At 50.0% G+C, this 21,644-nt stretch carries 15 protein-coding genes and 3 pseudogenes; 5 read left to right on the forward strand and 13 right to left on the reverse strand.

Going from position 1 to position 21,644, the window contains the following annotated elements; translation table 11 throughout:
• Window positions 1-103: 103 nt before the first annotated feature.
• Window positions 104-325, reverse strand: a pseudogene (locus LBW89_RS09275) (helix-turn-helix domain-containing protein); the annotation flags it as partial.
• A 13-nt stretch (window positions 326-338) separates the two neighbouring features.
• Here LBW89_RS09275 and LBW89_RS27470 point away from each other — a divergent pair.
• The 3 genes and pseudogenes from LBW89_RS27470 to LBW89_RS09285 form a co-directional block, all read left to right on the forward strand.
• Window positions 339-506: pseudogene (locus LBW89_RS27470) on the forward strand (LysR family transcriptional regulator); the annotation flags it as partial.
• 99 nt (window positions 507-605) lie between these two features.
• Window positions 606-1,556, forward strand: a complete 951-nt coding sequence (locus tag LBW89_RS09280; protein WP_148453862.1) for an ABC transporter ATP-binding protein — start codon at window positions 606-608, stop codon at window positions 1,554-1,556.
• A 1-nt stretch (window position 1,557) separates the two neighbouring features.
• A complete protein-coding gene (locus LBW89_RS09285; protein ID WP_148453864.1) occupies window positions 1,558-2,298 on the forward strand; it encodes an ABC transporter permease in 741 nt (246 codons plus the stop codon).
• Between the two features lie 16 nt (window positions 2,299-2,314).
• Here LBW89_RS09285 and LBW89_RS09290 read toward each other — a convergent pair.
• The 8 genes and pseudogenes from LBW89_RS09290 to LBW89_RS09325 form a co-directional block, all read right to left on the reverse strand.
• A pseudogene (locus LBW89_RS09290) lies at window positions 2,315-2,526 on the reverse strand (IS630 family transposase); the annotation flags it as partial.
• Between the two features lie 74 nt (window positions 2,527-2,600).
• On the reverse strand, window positions 2,601-3,398 hold the full coding sequence (locus LBW89_RS09295) for an SDR family oxidoreductase (RefSeq protein ID WP_148453866.1): 798 nt from the start codon (window positions 3,396-3,398) through the stop codon (window positions 2,601-2,603).
• Window positions 3,399-3,445: 47 nt separating this feature from the next.
• Complete coding sequence (locus tag LBW89_RS09300) at window positions 3,446-3,970, reverse strand: GNAT family N-acetyltransferase (RefSeq protein ID WP_148454558.1); 525 nt, start codon at window positions 3,968-3,970, stop codon at window positions 3,446-3,448.
• Between the two features lie 20 nt (window positions 3,971-3,990).
• Complete coding sequence (locus LBW89_RS09305) at window positions 3,991-4,443, reverse strand: MarR family winged helix-turn-helix transcriptional regulator (protein WP_148454560.1); 453 nt, start codon at window positions 4,441-4,443, stop codon at window positions 3,991-3,993.
• A 143-nt stretch (window positions 4,444-4,586) separates the two neighbouring features.
• A complete protein-coding gene (locus LBW89_RS09310; protein ID WP_148453868.1) occupies window positions 4,587-5,462 on the reverse strand; it encodes a DMT family transporter in 876 nt (291 codons plus the stop codon).
• A 263-nt stretch (window positions 5,463-5,725) separates the two neighbouring features.
• Complete coding sequence (srtB, locus tag LBW89_RS09315) at window positions 5,726-6,499, reverse strand: class B sortase (RefSeq protein WP_148453870.1); 774 nt, start codon at window positions 6,497-6,499, stop codon at window positions 5,726-5,728.
• A gap of 22 nt (window positions 6,500-6,521) precedes the next feature.
• Complete coding sequence (locus tag LBW89_RS09320) at window positions 6,522-12,710, reverse strand: carboxypeptidase regulatory-like domain-containing protein (RefSeq protein ID WP_148453872.1); 6,189 nt, start codon at window positions 12,708-12,710, stop codon at window positions 6,522-6,524.
• Between the two features lie 1,178 nt (window positions 12,711-13,888).
• On the reverse strand, window positions 13,889-14,311 hold the full coding sequence (locus LBW89_RS09325; protein ID WP_225039051.1) for a VOC family protein: 423 nt from the start codon (window positions 14,309-14,311) through the stop codon (window positions 13,889-13,891).
• A gap of 248 nt (window positions 14,312-14,559) precedes the next feature.
• On the opposite strand from LBW89_RS09325, the gene LBW89_RS09330 reads away from it, so the two are divergent.
• Window positions 14,560-16,944 carry a glycoside hydrolase family 16 protein gene (locus LBW89_RS09330; RefSeq protein ID WP_225039052.1) on the forward strand — a complete coding sequence of 795 codons (2,385 nt, stop codon included), beginning with the start codon at window positions 14,560-14,562 and terminating at the stop codon, window positions 16,942-16,944.
• A 76-nt stretch (window positions 16,945-17,020) separates the two neighbouring features.
• Here LBW89_RS09330 and LBW89_RS09335 read toward each other — a convergent pair whose 3' ends face one another.
• The 4 genes from LBW89_RS09335 to LBW89_RS09350 all read right to left on the reverse strand — a co-directional run bounded on the left by LBW89_RS09335 (window position 17,021) and on the right by LBW89_RS09350 (window position 20,985).
• Entirely contained in the window at window positions 17,021-18,412 is a 1,392-nt protein-coding gene (locus LBW89_RS09335) for an MATE family efflux transporter (RefSeq protein ID WP_225039053.1), read from the reverse strand.
• Window positions 18,413-18,939: 527 nt separating this feature from the next.
• Complete coding sequence (locus LBW89_RS09340) at window positions 18,940-19,365, reverse strand: SRPBCC family protein (protein WP_225039054.1); 426 nt, start codon at window positions 19,363-19,365, stop codon at window positions 18,940-18,942.
• A 73-nt stretch (window positions 19,366-19,438) separates the two neighbouring features.
• Window positions 19,439-20,398: a sigma-70 family RNA polymerase sigma factor gene (locus LBW89_RS09345; protein WP_225039055.1), complete on the reverse strand. Its 960-nt coding sequence runs from the start codon at window positions 20,396-20,398 to the stop codon at window positions 19,439-19,441.
• A gap of 143 nt (window positions 20,399-20,541) precedes the next feature.
• Window positions 20,542-20,985 carry an SgcJ/EcaC family oxidoreductase gene (locus LBW89_RS09350; RefSeq protein ID WP_148453884.1) on the reverse strand — a complete coding sequence of 148 codons (444 nt, stop codon included), beginning with the start codon at window positions 20,983-20,985 and terminating at the stop codon, window positions 20,542-20,544.
• A 139-nt stretch (window positions 20,986-21,124) separates the two neighbouring features.
• Between LBW89_RS09350 and LBW89_RS09355 the strand changes: the two genes are divergently transcribed.
• The gene (locus LBW89_RS09355) at window positions 21,125-21,619 is read left to right on the forward strand and encodes a MarR family transcriptional regulator (RefSeq protein ID WP_213506560.1); all 495 of its coding nucleotides are present in this window, start codon (window positions 21,125-21,127) and stop codon (window positions 21,617-21,619) included.
• Window positions 21,620-21,644 lie beyond the last annotated feature (25 nt).

A 21,644-nucleotide genomic window follows, 5' to 3' on the forward strand; every position in this document is an offset into this window, starting at 1 on the left:
CTCCGGAGAGATGGCTAGCTGGCATAGTCACAGGGTTGCTGCTCTAGTCCGTCAGATATTTTACATGAAATGTAATTTATGCAACCAATTTACTGAGGCAACCCTAGTGCGCCTTCTCTAAATACCTATACTGCGTGGTATTACTGATACCAGTCGCCACTGTAATTTGCTTAATTGTATAGTCTTTACTTTTATACATCTTAACAGCCATTTCCACTTTATCTTCTTTCTTAGTAGGTCTCCCACTTTTCTTTCCTCTTGATCTTGCTGCTTGAAGACCCGACTTTGTTCGTTCACTAATAATATCTCTTTCTAGTTTAATGATTAACAGCGGATAGGTGTCTGCAAATAAATTATATCAATCAGAAGTTGTCTACGAAGCCATATGTGATTCTAAAATTGTTGCGGAACTAGCCGTTGCATCCCGAAAGACGAATATAAACCCAGAATTACAAGAGTTTTTGAAAATAGCGAAAGGCAAGGCGATGAACACATTTACAAAGTGACAAAACTGTTAGTTTGAACGAATGTTTGTAAGAAAGTTCGATGGTTTCCTACTTTTTTTTTTATTATATTGAAAATGAAGAATGTAAGGAGTGGGACAATTGAAAACGGTACTATCGGTGCAAAACCTAACGAAAGAAATCAAGGGCAAGTTGATTGTGCGGGACATATCGTTCGATGTGGCAGAGGGAGAGATTATTGGACTACTTGGTGCGAACGGAGCGGGCAAGACAACCACGATGAAGATGATAGTTGGTCTAAGCACAATAAGTGACGGGGACGTGCGGATTGCAGGCTACAGTATTAAGAGTCAGTTTTCTAAAGCACTCATCAATGTAGGGGCAGTGATTGAAGCACCTGCATTCTATCCTTATTTGAGTGGGTACGAAAATTTACGTCAATATCAGCGTTTGCACAAAAATGCGAATAAGGATTGGTTGCTGGAGGTAGCCAGTCTGACTGGGATAGAACATGCGCTTAAGCAGCGAGTAGGCACGTACTCCATGGGAATGAAACAACGCTTGGGAATTGCACAAGCACTACTGCGAAAACCAAAGTTGCTTGTGTTAGATGAGCCGATGAATGCACTTGATCCTGCTGGTGTCCGTGAAACCCGGAACTATTTAAATAGAATTGCGGCAGATTTGGGCGTAGCAATTGTGATCTCCAGTCATCAACTGTCTGAGATTGAGCAGATGGCACGCCGAGTGGTTATTATACAGAATGGCCGCTTAGTGATAGAGCAGCGGATTGATGATGGGTTAAATGATGGAAACTTCTGTATTACTCTTCACATTGATAATATTGAGCTTACAAGCGAAGTTGTGGTTAACTTGTTTGGGGATGATCATCATGTATTGGATTATATGCAGACAGAGAAATTATCTAACGGTTTGCATACTATGACAGTAGCTATTGATGAAGGTCAAGTTCCAAAGCTGATTCGAGCATTGTGTGATGCCGGGGTGGAAGTTCATCGGGTGTTGCCGGCACATACGAGTTTAGAGGATAAGTTTTTAGAATGGACAACTGCGCGCAGTGAGGTGAGTTAAGTTGTTATGGAACGAATGTTTGAAGGTAGTGAATAAAAGAATCTTTATTCTTTCACACATTGGTTTTATTGTGATGACGGTACTGTTGTCTTGGTCGTACATCAGTAATCTCAAGGCTGATGTTACGGTGGCCCAAATGGTAGCTGCTTTGCTTGGCCTATCGGGAATGCTTGTAATTCTACCTTGGGCGATTGTTTTATCACCTCTTATTTGGACGGATGAGTATCATTATGGTACTCTGAAACAACTATTCCTGCATACGTCCTCGCGCTCACGGTTGTATGTTGCCAAAATTGCTGCGATGATCTTGCTCATCGTTACGAGTGTTGCTAGTATATTCATTGTTTCTTTGTTATTGAATCTTCTGATGGCTCCACAAAACATGCAATGGGGCGACATGACGCATGTTATATACTCTATCGGAGCACTCGTATTGCAATGTTGCCTTTATGCAAGTCTAGCATCCTTGATTGGTGTGTGGACGAGATCAGCTGCTATCGCAGTAGGCGGTAGTTTAGTGCTATACTTTCTTCAGATAATATTTGGAAGTAGTCTCTTATCTACATCATGGACGCACATTTTATTCATTCATCATGATGATTTAAGTGTCTATTGGAGCACATCACAATATAAATCGGAATTAGTTGGTTTACCTATGTCGTTAGCGATAGATATCTCCTATATTTTGTTTTTCTTTGCAATTGGATTATGGTTGTTCGTCAAAGAGAGAGGAGCAGGCTAAACATGACACGGAGCTACCCGCGGTGTTTGCCTGTAGTCTGGGTAATGCGTTGCTTCCCTTTAAGAAACCAGGTATGCCGAAGCGCCTGGTAATCCCGGATCATGGACTCATCTTCGAAGAGCAAATGGGCAATGTCTTCGTTCATTAATCTTTTTTCAAAGCGGGAAACGTCTCTTCTGTAAACACTTGTTGTTTGGCTTCATCCGCAGCAGCTAACGTATACGTGGGGTCATCCTTGCGGATGACCCCTTATAAGCATGGTGTAATGAAATAAACTGTAAACCCTCATATGGTCCGTCCCGTTAGAAACCGCCTCTAGAATGGATGATTTGGCCGGTAATCCATTGGGCCTCGTCGCTTGCCAAAAAAGCGATCAGACGGGCCGCATCCTCCGGAAGACCGATTCGACCCATCGGAAAACTCGGCAGTAGCGCGCTCTTCACCTCTTCGGACATCCAACCGGAGTCGGTAGGACCGGGATCGACGGCGTTGACGGTAATGTGCAGCGGTGCCAGCTCTGCGGCCAGAGATTCGGTAAAAACGGAGATGGCCCCTTTGGTCGCGGCATAGGCAAGATTGCCGGGCATAGGGCCCTTGCCTTGACCCGAAGTGAGGTTGATGATTCGGCCGCCGAGTACACTAGGGGAAGCTTGCGCTTTTTTCTCGGCCTCGAGCATACGCGCGAATTCAGCGGACAGCATGAAGGTGCCCCTAATGTTTACGGCGCAATGAGCGTCGATGAGAGACTCGTTTAATTGACGAAAATCCGCATCGACACTATACGCGGCATTATTGACGAGGATCGTGGGAAGCCCCATCGCTTTTCGGACTTCACTTAACAAGTCGGACGCGGAGCCCGGTACGGAAAGGTCCCATTTCATGTGTGCCGCTTGAACGCCCAACTGCCGCAGCTCTCCCGCAAATAAATCGGGCCAATTCTCATCCGCATCGTTCGGATTGATTTCTTTATCGTAGTCGTACAGATGCGTAAAGAACAGGCTGGCGCCTTCGTTAGCCAAGGCCCGACAAATCGCGGCCCCGATTCCGCCCGGCCGGCTCGCCCCCGTGACTATGGCGATTTTACCTTGCAATCTGGTCAATTTGACGATACCTCCCGTTGTCTCTATACCTGCATTATTGGGAAGTTTTAACGTCCGGTCAAGGTTTTGACCATTATAAAATCGGTTTGCTCCTCATCTCCCATATAGAAGGAGTGCGATCCTGTTTGAACAAATCCCATTTTCTTATAAAAAGCGATCGCATTTTCGTTTTTTTCCCATACGCCTAGCCATATCTTCTTCTTTTCCTGTTCCGCCGCAATTTGTATGGCCTTGTTCAGCAGATTTTTGCCGAGCCCATGTTTTTGAAACTCGCTTTTTATATAAATTCTCTCGATTTCGAGTGACTCTTCCCCCATATCTTCCGTTTGAGCCTCATGCGTGTTGACCTTTAAATATCCAGCCACTTCCTCACCAACATAAGCAAAAAGGAATTGCGAAAAAGGATGGGCTAACTCACTTTCCAGTTTCCTCAAGTTAAAAGCTTTCTCCAGATAGGCATGCATGTTTTCGGGCGAATTCTGTTCCTTAAACGTCTCATTAAATGTGACGTAACTAATTTCTTGAAGTTTATTTACATCGTCAAGGGTGCACTTTTTTATAGTTATAGCCATTTGATTATGTCGCTCCTTCATCAATATGCTCTCTTATTTCCCTTTTTTACGTATTCCCAGTCCTTCTCGACATTTCTCCTTACTCTCTGGAGAAGATGGACCAGGGTCTCTATTTCTCCCTCGGAAAAACCCTCCAAGGCGACACTATTGGAATACTCGTTCTCTCTTTTTATATTTGGATAAACATTTGCCCCTCTCTCTGTTGGAAAGAGCCTGTTTATTTTCTTGTTTTGTTGATCGTCTTTTTTTTCGATGAATCCACTCATTTCAAGTTTCTTTATAGCACGAGCCGCCGTGGTTCGATCCACTTTGATCATCTCGGCCAGCTTTTCCTGAATGATTCCCGGGTTTTCGCAGATTCGCACAAGGTACAGATACTGCCCTTTGGTGAGGTCGAATTCCTTGAACTCTATATTGCTTATTGAATCCAATGCCCTTGCGATCATACCAATTTCACGAAGAATGTCCTTCATCATTATCTCCTTGGCTAGTTTTTGTTGCATTTACAACAAAATAGGATGTAAAAATTCTATCTTATTTTTGTTGTAGTTGCAACAAAAAACTCTAAAACCGGATAATAAAACCCCTTCAGCCTATAGTTGAAGGGGTTTCGGTACTATCGATCTTCTTTTATAGCCAATAAAACGCCAATAAAAATCAATGTGGAGCCGAACCAAAACGTTACACCAATGTTCTCTCCTAGAACAAGCCATCCGAGCAAGGTTCCAACCACGGGCTGAAAGAAGAAAAATAGCCCTCCGCTTGAGGCGTTAAGCAATTGCAGACCCCGATTCCAAAGTAAAAATCCACCTGCAGTTGAAGCAATGCCCAAATACAAGAATCCACCCCAAATCGTCGGGTGAGCCAGCTGAGAGGCGTCAATTTCGTGCAATCGCGGCAAAACAAAAGGGGTCAGTACAATAAGGGCCACCAAGATGGAATAAGTGGTTACCGTAATTTGTGAATACTGATTAGGCACAAGCTTTACAAGTACAGACATTAGTGCCCATGTTAGCGCAGCTATCAGGAGCCATATACCTCCAAGTTTCATGGACAAGTTCATTCCACCGACCCCAACAATGAAAAGAACCCCGATTGTTGCTAAACCAATAGAGAGCCCCTTTTTTAAAGTCAACCGCTCTTTCAGGAGGAGACGAGCAAAAATCACCATAAACGCCGGTGTTGAGGAAGTTATAATGGCTCCCATTTGTGCCGAGGAATGCATTGTCCCCATTTCCTGAGTAACAATCGAAATGGTATTGCCAATGACTCCAATAGCTATAATGATTAAAAAATCACGTTTGTGAATCCGCCAGTTCTGTCGTGTTATCAACCCGACCGTGATCAGTGCCGCCATAGCCACTAAATACCGTATCCACACCAACTCCAATGGAGGCACTACCGAAACGACAACTTTAACAACAACGTACATACCGCCCCAAATACTGGCGGCCAAAGCTAGATATATAGATCCTAACAAGGTATTTTTCATTTTTGTTCCCTCCGCTTTATTTTAGGTCACCGAAGCCCCTAACGGAGGAGATGTGGTAGTCACCTTTACTCCACTAAGGGCGCAAAAGTGCAACCGGTACATCGTTTTCAAATAATGGAGCCAAGTACACTATAATTCACCTCTATCTCAATCAATCTACATGTTGTTATATTAGCATACATTGATGATCTACCGGACACTTCCAATAAAAAATCACGTCCTCCAAAGGAGAACGTGATTTCTGTGAAGCGGTTTGACTCTAGTTATTTACGCTTTCGGGCGACTACCGCCAACCGCCCGTTGTCGGTCGAGTACTCGCAGGTAGACAGTACAATAAGCTTGTCGCCGTATTGGGCCGTTACGCCCGTGTCGTAAAGTGCGAGTTTTTTGATGTTCTGAACATAATCATCAAACTCAGCGGGCGTACGTACCTTATCAATCTGGTAGTACTTAAAAACGTCGTCCGATTTGCGATAAACTTTTGACAGGATCACGGCAATAATCTCATACTCTTCCTTTTCATATAGCGTGCTGAACTGGAACGTGGCGTGCTCTTTGTAAAAGCTTTCGTTCTTATACTTCGACAAATCTTTGAACATCCAGCCGCTTTTCATGTGGTGTCCGTGAATCAGCAAAATGTCCGAGCCGTTAATCCGGCTGTGCGCATCCAAAAAGGGAAGACCGCTCTTGGTTTTCTTTTGATCAAAATCGCGATTGAGATAGTATTCCGGATCCTGCGGATTCTGCATAATCGGGTAATTAATGCGGGTATTGTCCACACTTAACCACCCGACAATGTCCGAATTTCTTTCGTAAAGCTCCCGAAACTCGGGAAGCATGACCGGCTCACGCGACTTCGCGGCTAAAGGGAGCACCTTTGCTTGACCCGTGTCCGACCCTTCCGCCCATGCCTCGGTCAGGCTTTTGATTTTCTGTTGTTCGATATAGTCCCCCACGAGCATCCTCGCAAGATTAGTCAGGGAAAATACCAACAGAAGGACGGAAACGGCGATAAGAATTTTTTTGATTTTACTCATGTTCTTACCGCCTTTCCGATGATTACAGGATGTGTTTTTTCTTCTTTCTGTCGAGCAGACAAATTCCGATAGTAATCAGGGACAACAGCGCCAAAATCAGATAGGAGATTGGCGAAGGTCTGTGATCCCCCGTTTCCGGGACATCGTCCAGCTCGTCGTCGACAATGCCAGGTCCGTCAACGACATTGTCGGCTTCGTTGCCGGCGTTTCCGATGCCGTTGTCGACGTTGTTGCCGGCTCCGGTATCCACGCTGCCGGTTCCATTGTCGACGTTGCCGGTTCCGTTATCCACGTTGCCAGCGCCGTTGTCGACATTCCCGGCTCCGTTATCCACATTGCCGGTTCCCTTGTCAACGTTGCCGGTTACGCTGTCGACGACGGTACCGTTTATGCTATCGATGCTGCCAGGTTCCGGCTTGACAGGATTAGGAACGGGGGTCACCGGAACCGGATAAGAATATCCGGAGTCTGATCCGCCGCCTGTTCCTCCGCCGCCGCTATTGCCGCCGGTACTTACCGGGCTCAATTCTACATTGTAGCGTACGATGTCGCTTCCAACCCTGATCAGGTCGCTTGTATGCGTCACATATCCGGTTTTTGTAACCACCAGATAGTAATCCGTATTCGGGAACACCATGTACGCATATGCACCGGTTGCGTCGCTGTACTGACTTGGACTGGCGTTATCGTTCGGTGCAAAGCCCGGAATGCTCCGCAGCGTCACTTTCGTGCCTGGCACAATACCTTTGGCTTTGTTCTCCGGTGTGTCGGCATAGTACAGGGTCACTTCGGCACCTTCAATCACGGCGCCGGTGTTTTTATCCGTAATGATGCCGTATGGATCAACGAGCTCCTGGGAAATATTCAATTCCCCGCTGGCCTTCACACTCAGAATCGCATCCCGAACAATCGTCAGTTCTTGACCCGGCTCAAATTCGTAACGCACTTCCATCTTATAGTTCTCCGCGGTTAAACCGTCCGCCGAGAATGCGCCGTTCGGCTGCAAATGAAATGCTTTAGGAGCGCCATCTTGGTCCTTAACATATTGATCGTTCGCATCGCGCAAATAGATGCGCATCTTGCCGGCGAGCTCGCCGGTCACCAGTGAAGACTGCCCTTCAGGCAGCTTCAGGAGTACGACACCTACGGCCGTAATGTCTGCCGGAACCAGTTCTCCGCCTCTCACATCACCCTCGACTTGCGCTTTTTGCGTGAAAGTGATCGGCTGTTCGACGCCGCCCACTTCGATCAATTTGGTGTAACTGATCGTATAGTCGCCGCCATACAACACAGGATAGAAGTACGCACCATCGGCGTCGGTTTTGATCTCATGCTCTTTGCCATTCGTTTTATCGGTAATAACAATAGTCGCATTCGGAATCACTTCGCCCGTTTCGTTATCGCGCAGCACCCCGATGATCGCTGCCGGTACGGTAGTTACCTTCGCGATGTTGCTCGTCAATTTCCCTTCCGTCAGGCTGTCCACCTTAGCCACGATAAAGTGATCCTCAGGCGTTGTAGTTTTCAGCTCCGGCGGTGTATAAGAGATAACCGCTTTCCCTTGCTCATCGGTCGTCGCCTTCACTTCCGATTGATCCGGCAGCAGGAAGATGACTTCCTCGTTCGCCACCGGCTTGCCGTCATAATCGGTCAACGTTGCCGTCAACTGCGAAGGTGTCTTACCGTTGCCGGGAACGACTTCGGGATCCGCCGTCAGCGTTAGCTTGCCGGGGAGATACCTTGCATTGACGTACCGGGCTTCGGCAATCCGCTTCGCTATAATCTCACCGGTATACTTCCGATTCGCCGGGTCGGCGCTATAATCCTCGCCCGAATAATCGGTCTGCGTGACGATATATCGGTCACCGCTCGGAATGCCCTCAATAGCGACGGTTTCCCCATGCTTAAGGGTGATCTTACCGCCGGACTTGATCGTTCCCGTCGTGCCGTCCGACTTGGTGTAGGCGTACGCCTTACCCGCAGCGGCGTCCGGGAATTGGACCGTAAACTCGAACTCTTTATTCTTGTCCGCCCCACTGCCTTCGACCGTTTCACCGATCAGCAGACCGCCGTACACCATCCGCGTGTTAACGATCCCCGCTTCATGGTCGCCTCCATCGGTAATGGTGCCGGTCGTTTTCCGGTCTGGCCAGGTTGTCGTGTATCCTTCGGCCGTATAATCAGCCTCGGTGACGGTGTAGATTGTACCCTTGGGAATTCCATCAATGACGGCGGTTTCCCCATGCTTGAGGGCGATCTTGCCGCCGGACTGAACGGTTCCCGTCGCACCGTCCGATGTCGTATACGTATACGTTTTGCCCGCTCCCGGGCCCTCAAACGTAACGGTAAAATCGAACGCCTTGTTCTTGTCCGCGCCGTTGCCTTCGACCGTCTTCCCGATCGTCAGCTTGCCGGGGAGGTACTTGGCGTTAACATACTTCGCTTCGGCCGTTTGTTCCTTCACGATGCTGCCGGTGCGCGTCAGATTCTCCGGATCGGTCGTATAGCCATCGTTTGCGTAACTCTTCTGAACGATGGTGTAGGTGATGCCGTCCGGGATATCCTTGATCGTAATCGACTGGCCGCCTTTGAGCTTAACGGTTCCGCCGTCGGCTATGGTGCCGCTTGCGGAGCCATTATAGGCATAAGACTTATGGTTGCTGAAAGAAATCGTATATTCAAATTCCTTGTTCGGGTCAGCCCCTAGTCTTTCGATCGCCGTGCTCAACTTCAAATCGCCGGGCACCCACACCGGGGTTGGCACAACGAGCGGCTTTTCTTTAGTTACCTCCACTCCGTCCACCCAGATCGGATTCCAAGGAGTCGAAGCTACACGTACCTGATAAACCGTCGTGGTCGGCAGATAGGTGGTCTCGTCAATAAAGGTTTGCTTGAGCACATAGAGTCCCGCTTTGGGAAACAGGCTAAGCTTGCCGTCCGAACCGGTGGTTCCGCCGGTGACCTCTGTCACACCGTCAGGCTCATACAACTTGAAGATTACGCCGCCCAGCGGCTTGCCATTGGGGTCAACCTTAAGCAGATCCAGTTTACCCTGAGTTTCCGCGCTGCCGCCTACGTCACTGTTATCGACAGCGTGTTCACTTTTGGCGCTGATACCGTCCAGGGTGTCATCGCCCATCAGCTTGATCTCGTTGCCCGCCTTACCACCGCTAGGTACTTCGGTGACCTCGGTCTGATAAACGAATTGGTAGAGCTGGTTCGGATTCGCCATGCGGAAAATCAACCGGGTCGCTCCACCTTCCGTGACGGTTTCCACCTTGACTTCACTGTTCGGATCGTACAGGTTCAGCGCTTCGCCGTCCCTGACAAGAGCTCCGCTTGGAGTCAGCTTGGCGTGGTACACCGCCATGTCAGGGCGCCGCAACGAGAGGTCCCCCTTCTCGTCCTTGCGCAGAGCCAGCCCCTCGCCAAGAGTATCCTGCAGATAGACGCCGTTCTTCACCTCGAAAGGAGGTGTGTAGTTCACCGTCCACTCCAGTACGCCAGGGTTCGGCTTAGTCACCGATTTGCCCAGCGTCTGCATCGGAACGATGACCTTGCGGCTGGCTTTGACCGCGGTAGGCTCATCCCCCCATGTGATTTGCATCTCGGCGGTGTTCGTCGCTTCAATTTTTGCGTTGCCTGATTCAAAGTATTGACGGAGGGCCGCCTCGCTCGGTCTTGCCTTGACCAGAACGACGTAAGGACTTTCCAGCTTGGTAAAGGAAAAGGTACCTACGTTCCCTGCAGCGGAGAAGCTCACGAGACCACTTGGGTCGGAAATCAGCGTCGTTGCGCTAACCGTCGCTCCATAGTCTGCCCGGGCTCCCTTGTAAATCGCAAAATCCTGTCCCTCCGAATAGGGTACAAACTCCCAGCCCTCGGGCAGGGTATCTACAAGTTTGATGTCGCTGGCAACGTGATTTCCGCCATCCTTGGCCATCTCTTCGGTCCTCATGCCGTTCATATTGATCGAAAACCGGAAGGTCACCGTCTTGCTCACCCGATCAAAGGCTGCCAGTGTATAAGTTTGGTTAGCGTCGTCCCGGATGTAGCTTCTGACATCGTTAGGGATAACGCCTGTCCCATCCGGTTTGGACGCAAAGAGCATCTCTTTGGCCAGCACGCCGCTGTTGAATCGTTGAGAAATCCGATTGGAATCAATTGTCCGAGTTGTGCCTTCAAACAAGACCGCCCGGTTATACTGATCCGTGGACTTATTGCCCGCGAAATGCTCCCACTGTGTCAGCAGGGAGTTATATGTGAAGGAAGCGGGCTTATCGGTATTGTATCCGGTGACCTGAAGCAAGTCGGCGACAGGCTTCCCATCCTGTGAAAGCGTGTATACTTGATGCGTTAAGCCGTCACTCGACTGAAAGGAACCGGACTGGAACCGCTGGTAGTAATTCTCCCTGCTGTTCCCCTTCAACTGATTCAAAATTGCGGAGTCAAGCACCGGATTGGCGGTAATCTTGGTGAAGTCGATGGAGCTTGCATCCCCATACACAAGTAGATCGTACACCGCACCGTCCGGAAGAGCTTCCTGAGGTGTTAGGGTGATTTTCCACGGCAATGTGCCCAAAGCAAGGGTATCACCGGTACCTACACTCTTTGTCAGGGTATGGGCGCCAATGGTGACAACGGCGGTGTCCCACACGGTAGCTTGGTCATTGTCCTGCACGGTATTGACATCCAGCTTCCACTGGGCGGTGGCCTTGTTATTGAAGCTGGGCTGACTGCCCGTAACTTCGGATACAATGACCAGACGGATCGGGCCGTTTACCTCACCGAAGGAGTACACATTGTTGGCATCAGGGGTGATCGGCGTTGTTGTGTCCGACCACTTCTGACCGTCCCATGTTTGCCAAGCGGCCGATAATCGGGTAAGTCCGGCCGGCAAGGGATCGGTGATCGTAAAGTTCTTAAGCCCTTGCTTGCTGTAGTTCTTGTTAACGTCAATCGTCCACGTAATGGTACGCGGGTCTGAAGAACTCGTCCGCTTGTTCAGCGTACCGCTCTTCTGAATCCAGTCGGGCCTGAAAGTCACGCGCCAAGAATTCGAGGAAAGCAGCTTGCTGTCCGTCTTGTCTCTCAACTCCGTGATGTTTGTGACAGTCTGGTACCCACTAGCCGTATTATACTCAGTATAATATTTCGCCTTAGGAATCCACGTCCTGAAAGTGACGGTCGCCTTGTCACCGAATCCCTCCGGGAAGGTATAGACCAGCGCGTTCGCGGTGCCGCTTTCCGGTGTCACTGTGTTGCCGTTAACCTTCAGGGAGCCCTCCACCAAGGTGCCCACCTGAGTCGGATCGAGCGCGTTGTAGAACTTTAGCCCGTCCAACGGCTGCGGAATGGTGGGATCGAACTCATCCGTAGCGGCAATGTCCACTTGCCACTCGATGGTTCCATCCACGAAGTCTGCCGGATAAATCCAGTTGTTTTCAGTAGCATTGCTGTTCGATTTCAGTTTAATGCTGTACGCAGGCGTAACTTGAGGGTTTTCAAGCAGGTAGTTCCCGCCGAAGATGTTAATCGGCTTTCGCTCGCCGTATTGTATACCCGACAAGTCTGCCTTAGCGGTGGACTCAAAGCCGAACTGGACGTTCTTGCCCTGGCCATTGAAGAAGCGTTCTTCGCCATCGAACACCACCCTGATCCCCGCTTCGGAGAAATAAGCGGTTCCGATGGTGTAACCCGTTTTTTCCTTGAGCGTCATTGTGGCATCCGGCAGAATGACTTCCGGAAAATAGGTCGCTTTGTCCAGCATGACATAGTCGCCATGCAAAATGACCGTGCTGCCATCCACCGTGTTCGGATTGTCGGCATCCCCTTTCACCGGGATCTTGATATCGCCCGATCTTAAGGTGAAGGGCTTTCTGCCATGAATGACGTCATCCGTATGTAAGACATTTTCGTTCTGCACGACTTCCAACGGAAAAGGCGAATTGGCTCCCATGAGGACCGCCGTTTTGTCCGTCGGGGCTGCCGCCGTCACCATGAAATGGTTCGGCACATCGTACACCGCCTCAGGTGCCGACGGCGCTTCGTCCGCGCTCGGCGAATCGGCTTCCCTAACGGCCTCCGCTCCGGACTCGCTTGGCACACTTTCCGCATAAGCAGTGACAGAGAACGCCACCGTTTGCAAGACAAGCATCATCGCCAGGCAGAAAGAGAGTATTGCTTTACCTATGCTGCGTTCATGTTTCAAGACTGTAATCTCCCCCGTTCCAAAATTGCCTAAACGCGCATAGACCTATGCGTCTGCTTGATCCCAACGACCCTTTACATCACCCAAATATTTCAAATTTTAAATAATTGGCTGAAGGTCATGGGCGTTCAGGCTGTCGATCATGCTAGTAACTTCTCCCCCCCCCTTTTTCAACCATATTCGACACTTCCATCCTGCAAATGGCAGAGTACGCCCATTTTAAACAGCGTACTTCCCCATTATATTACGAGAGATCTCTACAAATTCTAGACAAAACTCGACAAAGGGACTTGGAGACGAAAAAACAATAGAGGAATGAAGCGGAAGCCGTAAAGGAGAATAGCCTGATGGTCAGGCTCCTTTTCCAGGAGGAGTAAGGGTTACGTCACCTTCATAAATATACTTCGGATTTTTTAATGAATCTTTTAAGTCCTTTTCGGTACTTCAATATATCCTGCTCATTCGGGGTCTATTTTGGAGTAACCCAAATTAAAAAGATTGCACCCCAACAGGCACAACTCGGTACCACATTGATCCAGTGCCCTATCAGACAACCTCGATAACATAGAATTCCTGCATATGTGCATGTTTTTTTCGGTTTGGAACAATGATTTCAAAATTCCTGCTAATCTGCAGGAATTTTCGACGAAATCGGCTCGTTTCTCTAAAGTCGCCGGAAATACCTGCAGATTTGCATCCTTTTTCGAATTCCCTCGGGGACCGGCCTAAAATACCTGCAGATTTGCATCTTTTTGGACTTGGAAGGGGAGGAAAGTGCCCAGGTGCCTTGATCTCCGCGGGTTAAGTCACTAGCGTTGCATTAACATGAGGAGACTAACGGCTGTAGCCGCCTCCATTGAGCCGGACGGGTAAATAAGGGCCGTTTGAGGCGCTATTTTGTCGAAATCGTCCTTTCCGAGTGAAATAGAGGTCTTTTGGGGCCTTATTTTTGGGAAAAGCGGGCCGAAACCTGATTTTGGGACCCGAACCAGAGCAATAAGGCCCCTTTTGGCCGCTATTTTTCCCGAAAACGCAAATCGGGCTATAATAACGGCCCAAAACGCCGCTATTATAGCCGGTGGTAAGAGAAATTGCGAATAGGCGGCACCAGGTCAGGTTTCATGCAACGCCAGTGGGGTTAAATACGATTTTTCCCCTACTACGATGTCTGAAAGGCGCTAGTCCTGAATCTCCGTATAAATTTGAAAGGTAACTCCGAACTTGTCCGTGACATCTCCAAATCCGGGGCTAAAGGTTTCTTCCTGAAACGGCAAATTCACATGCCCGCCTTGCCGCAAAGCCTCATAGATCTGTCTTGATTTCTCCACGTCGTTCGTTGTGATGCAAATGGTTACTCTTTTTCCGTTGGCAATGGGTGAACCCCCTGGAGCATCGGAAAACATAAGTTCCGTTTCACCCACTTGTACCTTTGCGTGGGCCACCAGTTTTTTTAAATCGTCAGTAAACGTATTCGGCATTTCCGGCATCTCCCCGTAAGTCATCATCGAGAGAACTTTAGCGCCAATGGCCTGCTCATAAAACTGAATAGCTTCCCTTGCGTTTCCCTCCAAAGTAATATAAGGGGTTAGTTTTACAGTCATAAATAGTACCTCCTTGGGTTCGGTGAAATTTGATTCATTCTTATAGACGATTTACGCACCCCCAAATCATCGGTCACTCGCAAAATTCTTATTTCATCCCCTGCTGTCAGAAAAACGGGCACCCTACCCGAAAAATGGCACCTATCTCTCGGATGATCCGGGTTGATACAATGAAGGTATTCCCCTGTGCAATTATTTTCCACGGGTTACATAGGTTGGGGAAATCCTTTAATTGAGGGAGGGTATTTATGAGGCGGTCTCACTTTAGGGAAAAGCGGTTTGTTCAAAAAGTATGCAGTTTGATCCTGACGATCGTGATCGCGAGCGGCATCAGCCTGTGGCCGACTTCCGAAGCCCAGGCGGCTGAAGGAGCGGGGACAACCATCACCTCGATGGGTTACTTCTCGGCGGCTGACGGGCCTGTCATCACAAAATCGGGGGTCGGTCAGGCCAGTTACGGATTCGTTATGCCCATATTCAATGGGGGCTCCGCCACCTGGAACGAGGTTGTCCAAGACTTGGGCGTGAAGGTGAAAGTCAACGGCAGTTGGGTCGATATCGACAGTGTCGGCAGCTTTGTTTATAACCAAAACTGGGGCCACTGGAGCGACAGCGGCTTTAACGGCTACTGGTTCACCCTTTCCGCCACGACAGAGATTCAGTTGTACTCCAAAGCGAATGGGGTTACGCTCGACTACAAACTGGTATTCCAAAATATCAACAAAACGACGATTACGGCGATGACGCCGACGCAAGGGCCGGAAATCACGGCGGGAACGACGGGCGGAGCCGGCTTCACTTATCCGGTCTTCAACCATGATCCGGGTATTCCTTACGCGGCTGTGGCCGATGATTTGAAGTTGTATGTTAAACCCGTAAACAGCAGCGCATGGATCGATATTGACAACAACGCGGCCAGCGGCTGGATCTACGATCAAAACTTCGGCCAGTTCACCGACGGAGGCGGCGGCTACTGGTTTAACGTCAAGGAGTCGATTAACGTCAAGTTGGCATCGAAAACCTCTTCGGCTAACGTCATTTATACCATCACTTTTAATGAACCGGTAAGAAATTCATATATCCTTACTCCCTTTGATGGAACGACTTTCACCGCAAATGAAAGCGGCGCCATCGGTCTGCCTCTGCCCAAGATTGATGGAAGCGCCCCGGTCGCCGATGAACTTGGGAACTTCGTATACCAGATTCGTATCAACGGACAATGGGTCGACTTGGGAAATTCCGGTCAGAGCGGATTCGTATATTCCGCGAACGGTTACAATAATCTGTCCAGCGCCAATCAGTGGGGGTATTGGGCCGATCATATCTACGGGCTGTGGTTCCAGCCCATCCAGGAAGATATGCAGCTCCGGATCGGATATCCCGTAAATGGGCAGGCGGGCGGAAATGTCGGCGACAATTTTGTCTACTATACCTTTGTCGGAAATCCCGACGCTCCCCGTCCCGATGAAAACGATCAGGGGGATATTCCGCTCGGAACTCCGAACGATCCGGCGATCGAGGGCATGACGCTGGTTTGGCAGGATGAGTTTGACGGAAACCGGCTGGATGCGGGGAAATGGAATTATGAACTGGGCTATTACCTCAATGACGATCCCGGTACTTGGGGTTGGGGCAATGCGGAACTGCAGCACTACACCAATAGCCCGCAAAATGTATTTGTGCAGGACGGGAAGTTGAATATCCGGGCTTTGAACGAGCCCAAATCCTTCCCGCAGGATCCAAACCGGTATGCCCAATACTCTTCCGGTAAGATTAACACCAAGGATCATTTTTCGCTCAAATACGGCAGGGTGGATTTTCGCGCGAAACTGCCGGTGGGGAACGGCATCTGGCCGGCCTTCTGGATGCTTCCGCAGGACCAGGCCTACGGGACATGGGCGGCATCCGGGGAAATCGATGTGATGGAAGCGAGAGGGCGTTTGCCCGGCACGTCTTCGGGCGCCATTCATTTTGGCGGACAATGGCCGGCCAATACCTATCTTTCCGGCGAATATCACTTCCCGGCAGGGCAAACCATCGCGAGTGACTATCACGTCTATTCCGTCATCTGGGAAGAGGACAACATCAAGTGGTACGTGGACGGCAAGTTCTTTTTTAAAGCCACCCGGGATCAATGGTACTCCTCCGCTGCGCCGAACAACCCGAACGCCCCGTTCGACCAGCCTTTCTATCTCATTATGAATCTGGCGATCGGCGGAAACTTTGACGGCGGTGTGACTCCGGGTCCTGGCGACATCCCTGCGACGCTGCAAGTGGATTATGTACGCGTGTACAAAGACGGCGGCGGCCAAATTCCCGGAGAGCCCGGCCCGGGTTCCCCCTCCACGGTCGTCATCGGCGATGAAGTGAAAGGCCTGAAGAAAACCGGCGATAACTTGCTGTTCTATGTAAACGGCGCAACCTTCGCCGATTTGCACTACAAGGTCAATAACGGCACACAGCTCAACGTAGCCATGACCCCTACGGGGAACGGCAACTATACCTATGCGGTCAACAACCTGCGGCACGGGGATACTGTCGAGTATTTCTTCACCTACAACCCGGGCCAAGGAGCACTGGATACCCCTTGGCAGACTTATATTCACGGGGTCACGCCAGGCAGGCCGGAATAACCCGGGCAACCGCGTTTCACCTCAAACAGGGCTCCCTCAGGCGAGGGAGCCCTGTTTTTGATATAACATACCCGTTTTAAGCCTGCGCCCCCGCCCCGTTTTCCGCAACGGAAACCGGTTTTACGAGCGCCTTCTTCTCCCAGGCCCGGCTTTTCCAGCGAAGCAGCATCATGACCCCGCGGAGCCATTCGTCCACCGTAAAAGCGATCCATACGCCAAGCAGTCCCAATCCGGAATGAACGCCCAGCACATAAGCCAGCGGCACCGAGACCCCCCACATCGAGAGTACGCCCATCAAGACGGGAAAACGCGCATCTCCGGCGGCGCGCAGCGAATTGATGATCACCATATTGAAGGTCCGGCCGGGTTCGAGTACGATGGACAGCAGAAAAATCCCCGCTCCCGCGGCAATGATTTTGGGGTCCTCCGTGAACATGCCGATCAGCTCGTGCCGGAATATCGCCGCTACCCCGACGACAGCCAACGTTAACAGGAAGCTGATCCTCACGCTGGTTATCAGCCGCCGATAGGCCGCCTTCATTTCCCCCGCGCCGACCATCTGTCCGACGATGATCTCGGTCCCCGATCCGATCGCCAACGCAAGCGCCATGAAATAATTCGATATGTTCATGACATAAACATGCGTATTTAACGCGGTGATGCCGATCATGTTGACAAAACTGATCACCATGAGGTATTGCGACTGCCAGGCCAGATGCTCGCCCGCCGCCGGGAGCCCCACGCTCATAATCTGTTTCACGTAGGGACCGTTCCAGGTGACGTAATCCTTCCGTCGGATCGGTGCGGGAATTCGGCGATACAACAGGATAAAAAGAACGATGATGCCGAGGAAGCGGCTAACGACCGTGGAGACGGCCGCCCCCGTAACGCCCCACTCCGGAAAGCCCAGGTTGCCGAATATGAGCAAATAGTTTCCGGTCACATGGATCAAATTGACGCCCAAAGTTACGTACATCACGCTCTTGGTGTTGCCGCTCGCACGAATCACCGACGAGACCGCGTAAGACAGCGCCTCGATCCAGATAAATCCGCCGATGATCTCCAAATAGTGGCTTGCGATGCCGATTTGTTCGGGATCCAGGTTCAACAGCCGCAGGAGGGATTCCCCAAAACCGACGAGAACCAGGCTGACGAGAATGCCGAAAATCAGGTTCAATGTAATCGCAAGGGCCGAGATCCGGCTCGCTTCTTTCTCCCGCCCCGCGCCGATATACTGGGATACCGCCACGCTGGTGCCGATGCCGACAAAGCCGAACATCAGAATGCAGAAGTAAATGATTTCGTTGGCTAAGCCGACGGCCCCTGTCGCCTTGTCGGAGATGCGGCTTAACATAAACACATCGACGGTACCGAGCAGCATCCGCAGCACGGAGTCGACGAAAATGGGCCAAGTCACAGCAAAAAGACTAAGTTTCTTCCACGAGGGAATACGTTCGGATAAGGTCACGTTATACAAGCTCCTACCATGTGTTTTTCTCTTTCGACCTTCCTAGTTTAGCGCCGGCAAGCCAATACGTCTATGGGGGAAATTTCGTTTATAAGGGTTGAACTAAAAAATTGGCGTTGGGCAAGGCTGTGATAGGTTCGGATATACGCAGCCAACACCCACGATTGTAGATATAAAGTCCCGTCGTCGGAGTCTGCATCATTAACAGGAAAATTTCCCGTTAATTTACCGCTCTTGGCCCCTCGATCGGATTTAGCTGGAAAAGTTCCATCTATTTCGTGGCCCTATTGCCGAAATGCACGATTTCAGGCAAATTAACGGGAGGTTTTCCAGCTAATTCGCCTCTGAAGCCGCATACGTACCCAATTAACGGGAGGAATTCCCTTTAATTCGAACCAAACCCTTAGTTGCAGGTCAAGATTGTGAAAAGAACCTTTTACACCGCTGTCTAATATGCAAATCAATAGTTCAACCTACATAGCACAAAAAAAAGCGCCCGCCGGGACGCCAAGGGTTATGTCTAAGAACTAAGATTGTTCCGTGTACTTTTTGAAATTGTCCAAAATCGCCTGCCAGCCCGCCTGCTGGAATTCCACCGGATGCGTGCTTTCCGCGTCAAACGTTTCGACGACCTTCGTTTCGCCGCCTTGGCCGCTAAAGGAGATTTCGCCCCTTCTTCCATCTCCCATCGTATAGGAGATCCATTCATGCGTCCTCACTTCGTCATAGACCCCGCCAAAATCAAAACCCATGCTGCCGTCCTTCGCTTCCATTCGGGTCGTAAATTTGCCGCCGGGCCGCAAATCATTCTCCGCTCTTGGCGCATGCCAATCCTCGGAGGCTTGATTCCACTTCGTAATGTGCTGCGGCTCCGTCCAACAGCTCCATACTTTTTCCACAGGGGCTTGAATTACGGCCTGAACGGTTACTTTCGTCGGATTACTTGTTCCCATTTTAAAGGACACCTCACTCGGTTTCGTCGGATTTTTGTTTCTCAAGCGTATAGACGTAAACCACCTTCGAAATTCATCGGTGAATTTGCTCCGGCAGCCTAAACCGTAAAAATAATTTCGTATTAATGAAATTTTGGACGTGGAGGATTTGATGATCCTTGACCTCGAGCACATGAATTCCCCAAGGGATGAGGACCGCCGCGTTCTCCGGATTCGGCATATATTGCGCAAAGGCGGGATATCCGCCATTTACCGTAATCGGCACAAAGCGGGAGCCCTCACAATGCGGCCGGGTCAATGAAAAAAACTCGAACAGATCGTTTCTGCCGCGCACCCACATGGCAAAAGGCGGCATCGACATACAGCCTTCCTCATGAAATAACGCGACCAGCGCATCGATATCAAATTGTTCAAAGGCCTCCACATACCGTGACAGCAGCTCGCGATCAGGCTCGGTATCCATCCGGCTGAGCTCGTCGGAGCGCAGCCGGGTCCGGTTCAAGGTTTCCCTGGCTCTCTGTAAAGCGCTGTTCACGGCGGCCGGCGACATCCCCAAAGTTTCGGCAATCTGTTTGGAGGACCAGTCGAAAACATCCTTTAGAATAAGAACGGCGCGCTGACGAGGGGGTAAGGTTTGCAAAAGCGCGATGAAGGCGAGTTGCAGGGTATCTTTGCGAATGAGCGCCTCTTCGGGATTCTCTCCAAAGTCGGGAGCAACCCAGATCCAGGATGACTCGGGCAACGTTTCGCGGGGCTCGACAATCGCAGCCGCCGGGTTGGAGAGGTCAACGGGCAGAGTACGGCGTTTGGCTTGTCTCAGTTTGTCCAGACACAGGTTGGAGGCGATGCGATAAACCCATGTTTTGTACGATGATTCCTGCCTGAAGGAGTCCCGGCTTTGCCAAGCCCGGATATAGGTTTCCTGAACCGCATCGTCCGCGTCATCGATAGATCCCAACATTCGGTAGCAAAACGAGGTTAGCCCCGGCTTTAAATTCTCTAGTAACTGCAGGTCCACAGCCGTCTCGCTCATAGTAGCCTCCTTTTGACAGGGAAAATTAGTTTGTGCGTTTTGTCATAGTTTACCACAGGAGCGAGCGGTGATCACCCTTATCATGGCGATGGCTTAAAAGGCTTACAAGGATTAGGCCAAACGGGGCCAGCCGGCCGTTCCCGCTACTTGCTGAACTTCATGAATATTTTTTGCATCAGCCCCGGAGGGGAAATCCTGCTGTTTTGAAACGCCGCGATGACCCAATGGCCGTTTCGTTTCACAACAACGTTGGTATTAATGGAATCTCTTTTGACGGGGGCTTGTTTCTGCCATCTTAATTTGACAACGCCGAGTCCATGAAAGACCGCCGTCTCCGGAGAAAGAAAACGAATTTGCTTGATCTCCCCTTCCAGCGTCGATCCTTTCAAAACACTGTTCCATAAGGCTTTATGGCTATCGGATATCGCCTTTCTTCCCTGCAAATGTTCTCCCTGAAACGTCACGTAGTCGGCATCCTCCGTAAAACAAGAACCATACGCCGCCTCATCCCCCTGATCCCAAGCCGTTTTCAATTTCCGAAAAAGGGATTCAATCTCTTTCCTATCCTGCGCTTCTTGCATATCCATGTCGATCCGCTCCTTTAATTGTGGTATACTTGGTTCCTGAAAAGTTTGATTCATACACTTTCTTAGTAAGGTAATTATCTTTTTATTTTAATTATCTTAATCAATCAAGATATATTGATCTTAACTTGGAGGTATGTAAATGTCAAGGGACTCTTTTCCTTTCACCGAGCTTTCTTCTTTGCAGCAAGATGTACTGGATGAATTACGGCAAAACAGCGCCCGCGCCGTCATGTTTCATCAGTTGATTTCCGAAAAGCTGGGGTTGAACGCCACCGATCACAAATGTCTGGATTACATCAATCGCGCAGGCCCCGTAACCGCCGGACAGCTGGCCCAACTGACCGGTCTTACCACAGGGGCGGTTACAAGTGTCATCGACCGGTTGGAACAAGCGGGATATGTGGTTAGAGATAAAGATCCGAATGATCGCAGACGCGTGGTCGTCAAGCCCGCTCCGGAAGGATCGGCCCAGATTTCGCCAATGTTTGAATCCGTTATGCAATCGACGCTTCAAATCATCTCGCAGTATTCGACAGAGGATTTGCAGCTGATTCTTGCGTTTATCAAGCAGTGCAATGAGATGACATTAACGGAGATGAACAAGCTGAAGGATGAACATGAAGGGGAATCCTAAAGACCTCAAGCAAAACGGGCTAACC

Source organism: Paenibacillus sp. alder61 (assembly GCF_020179875.1).
GTDB lineage: Bacteria > Bacillota > Bacilli > Paenibacillales > Paenibacillaceae > Fontibacillus > Fontibacillus faecis.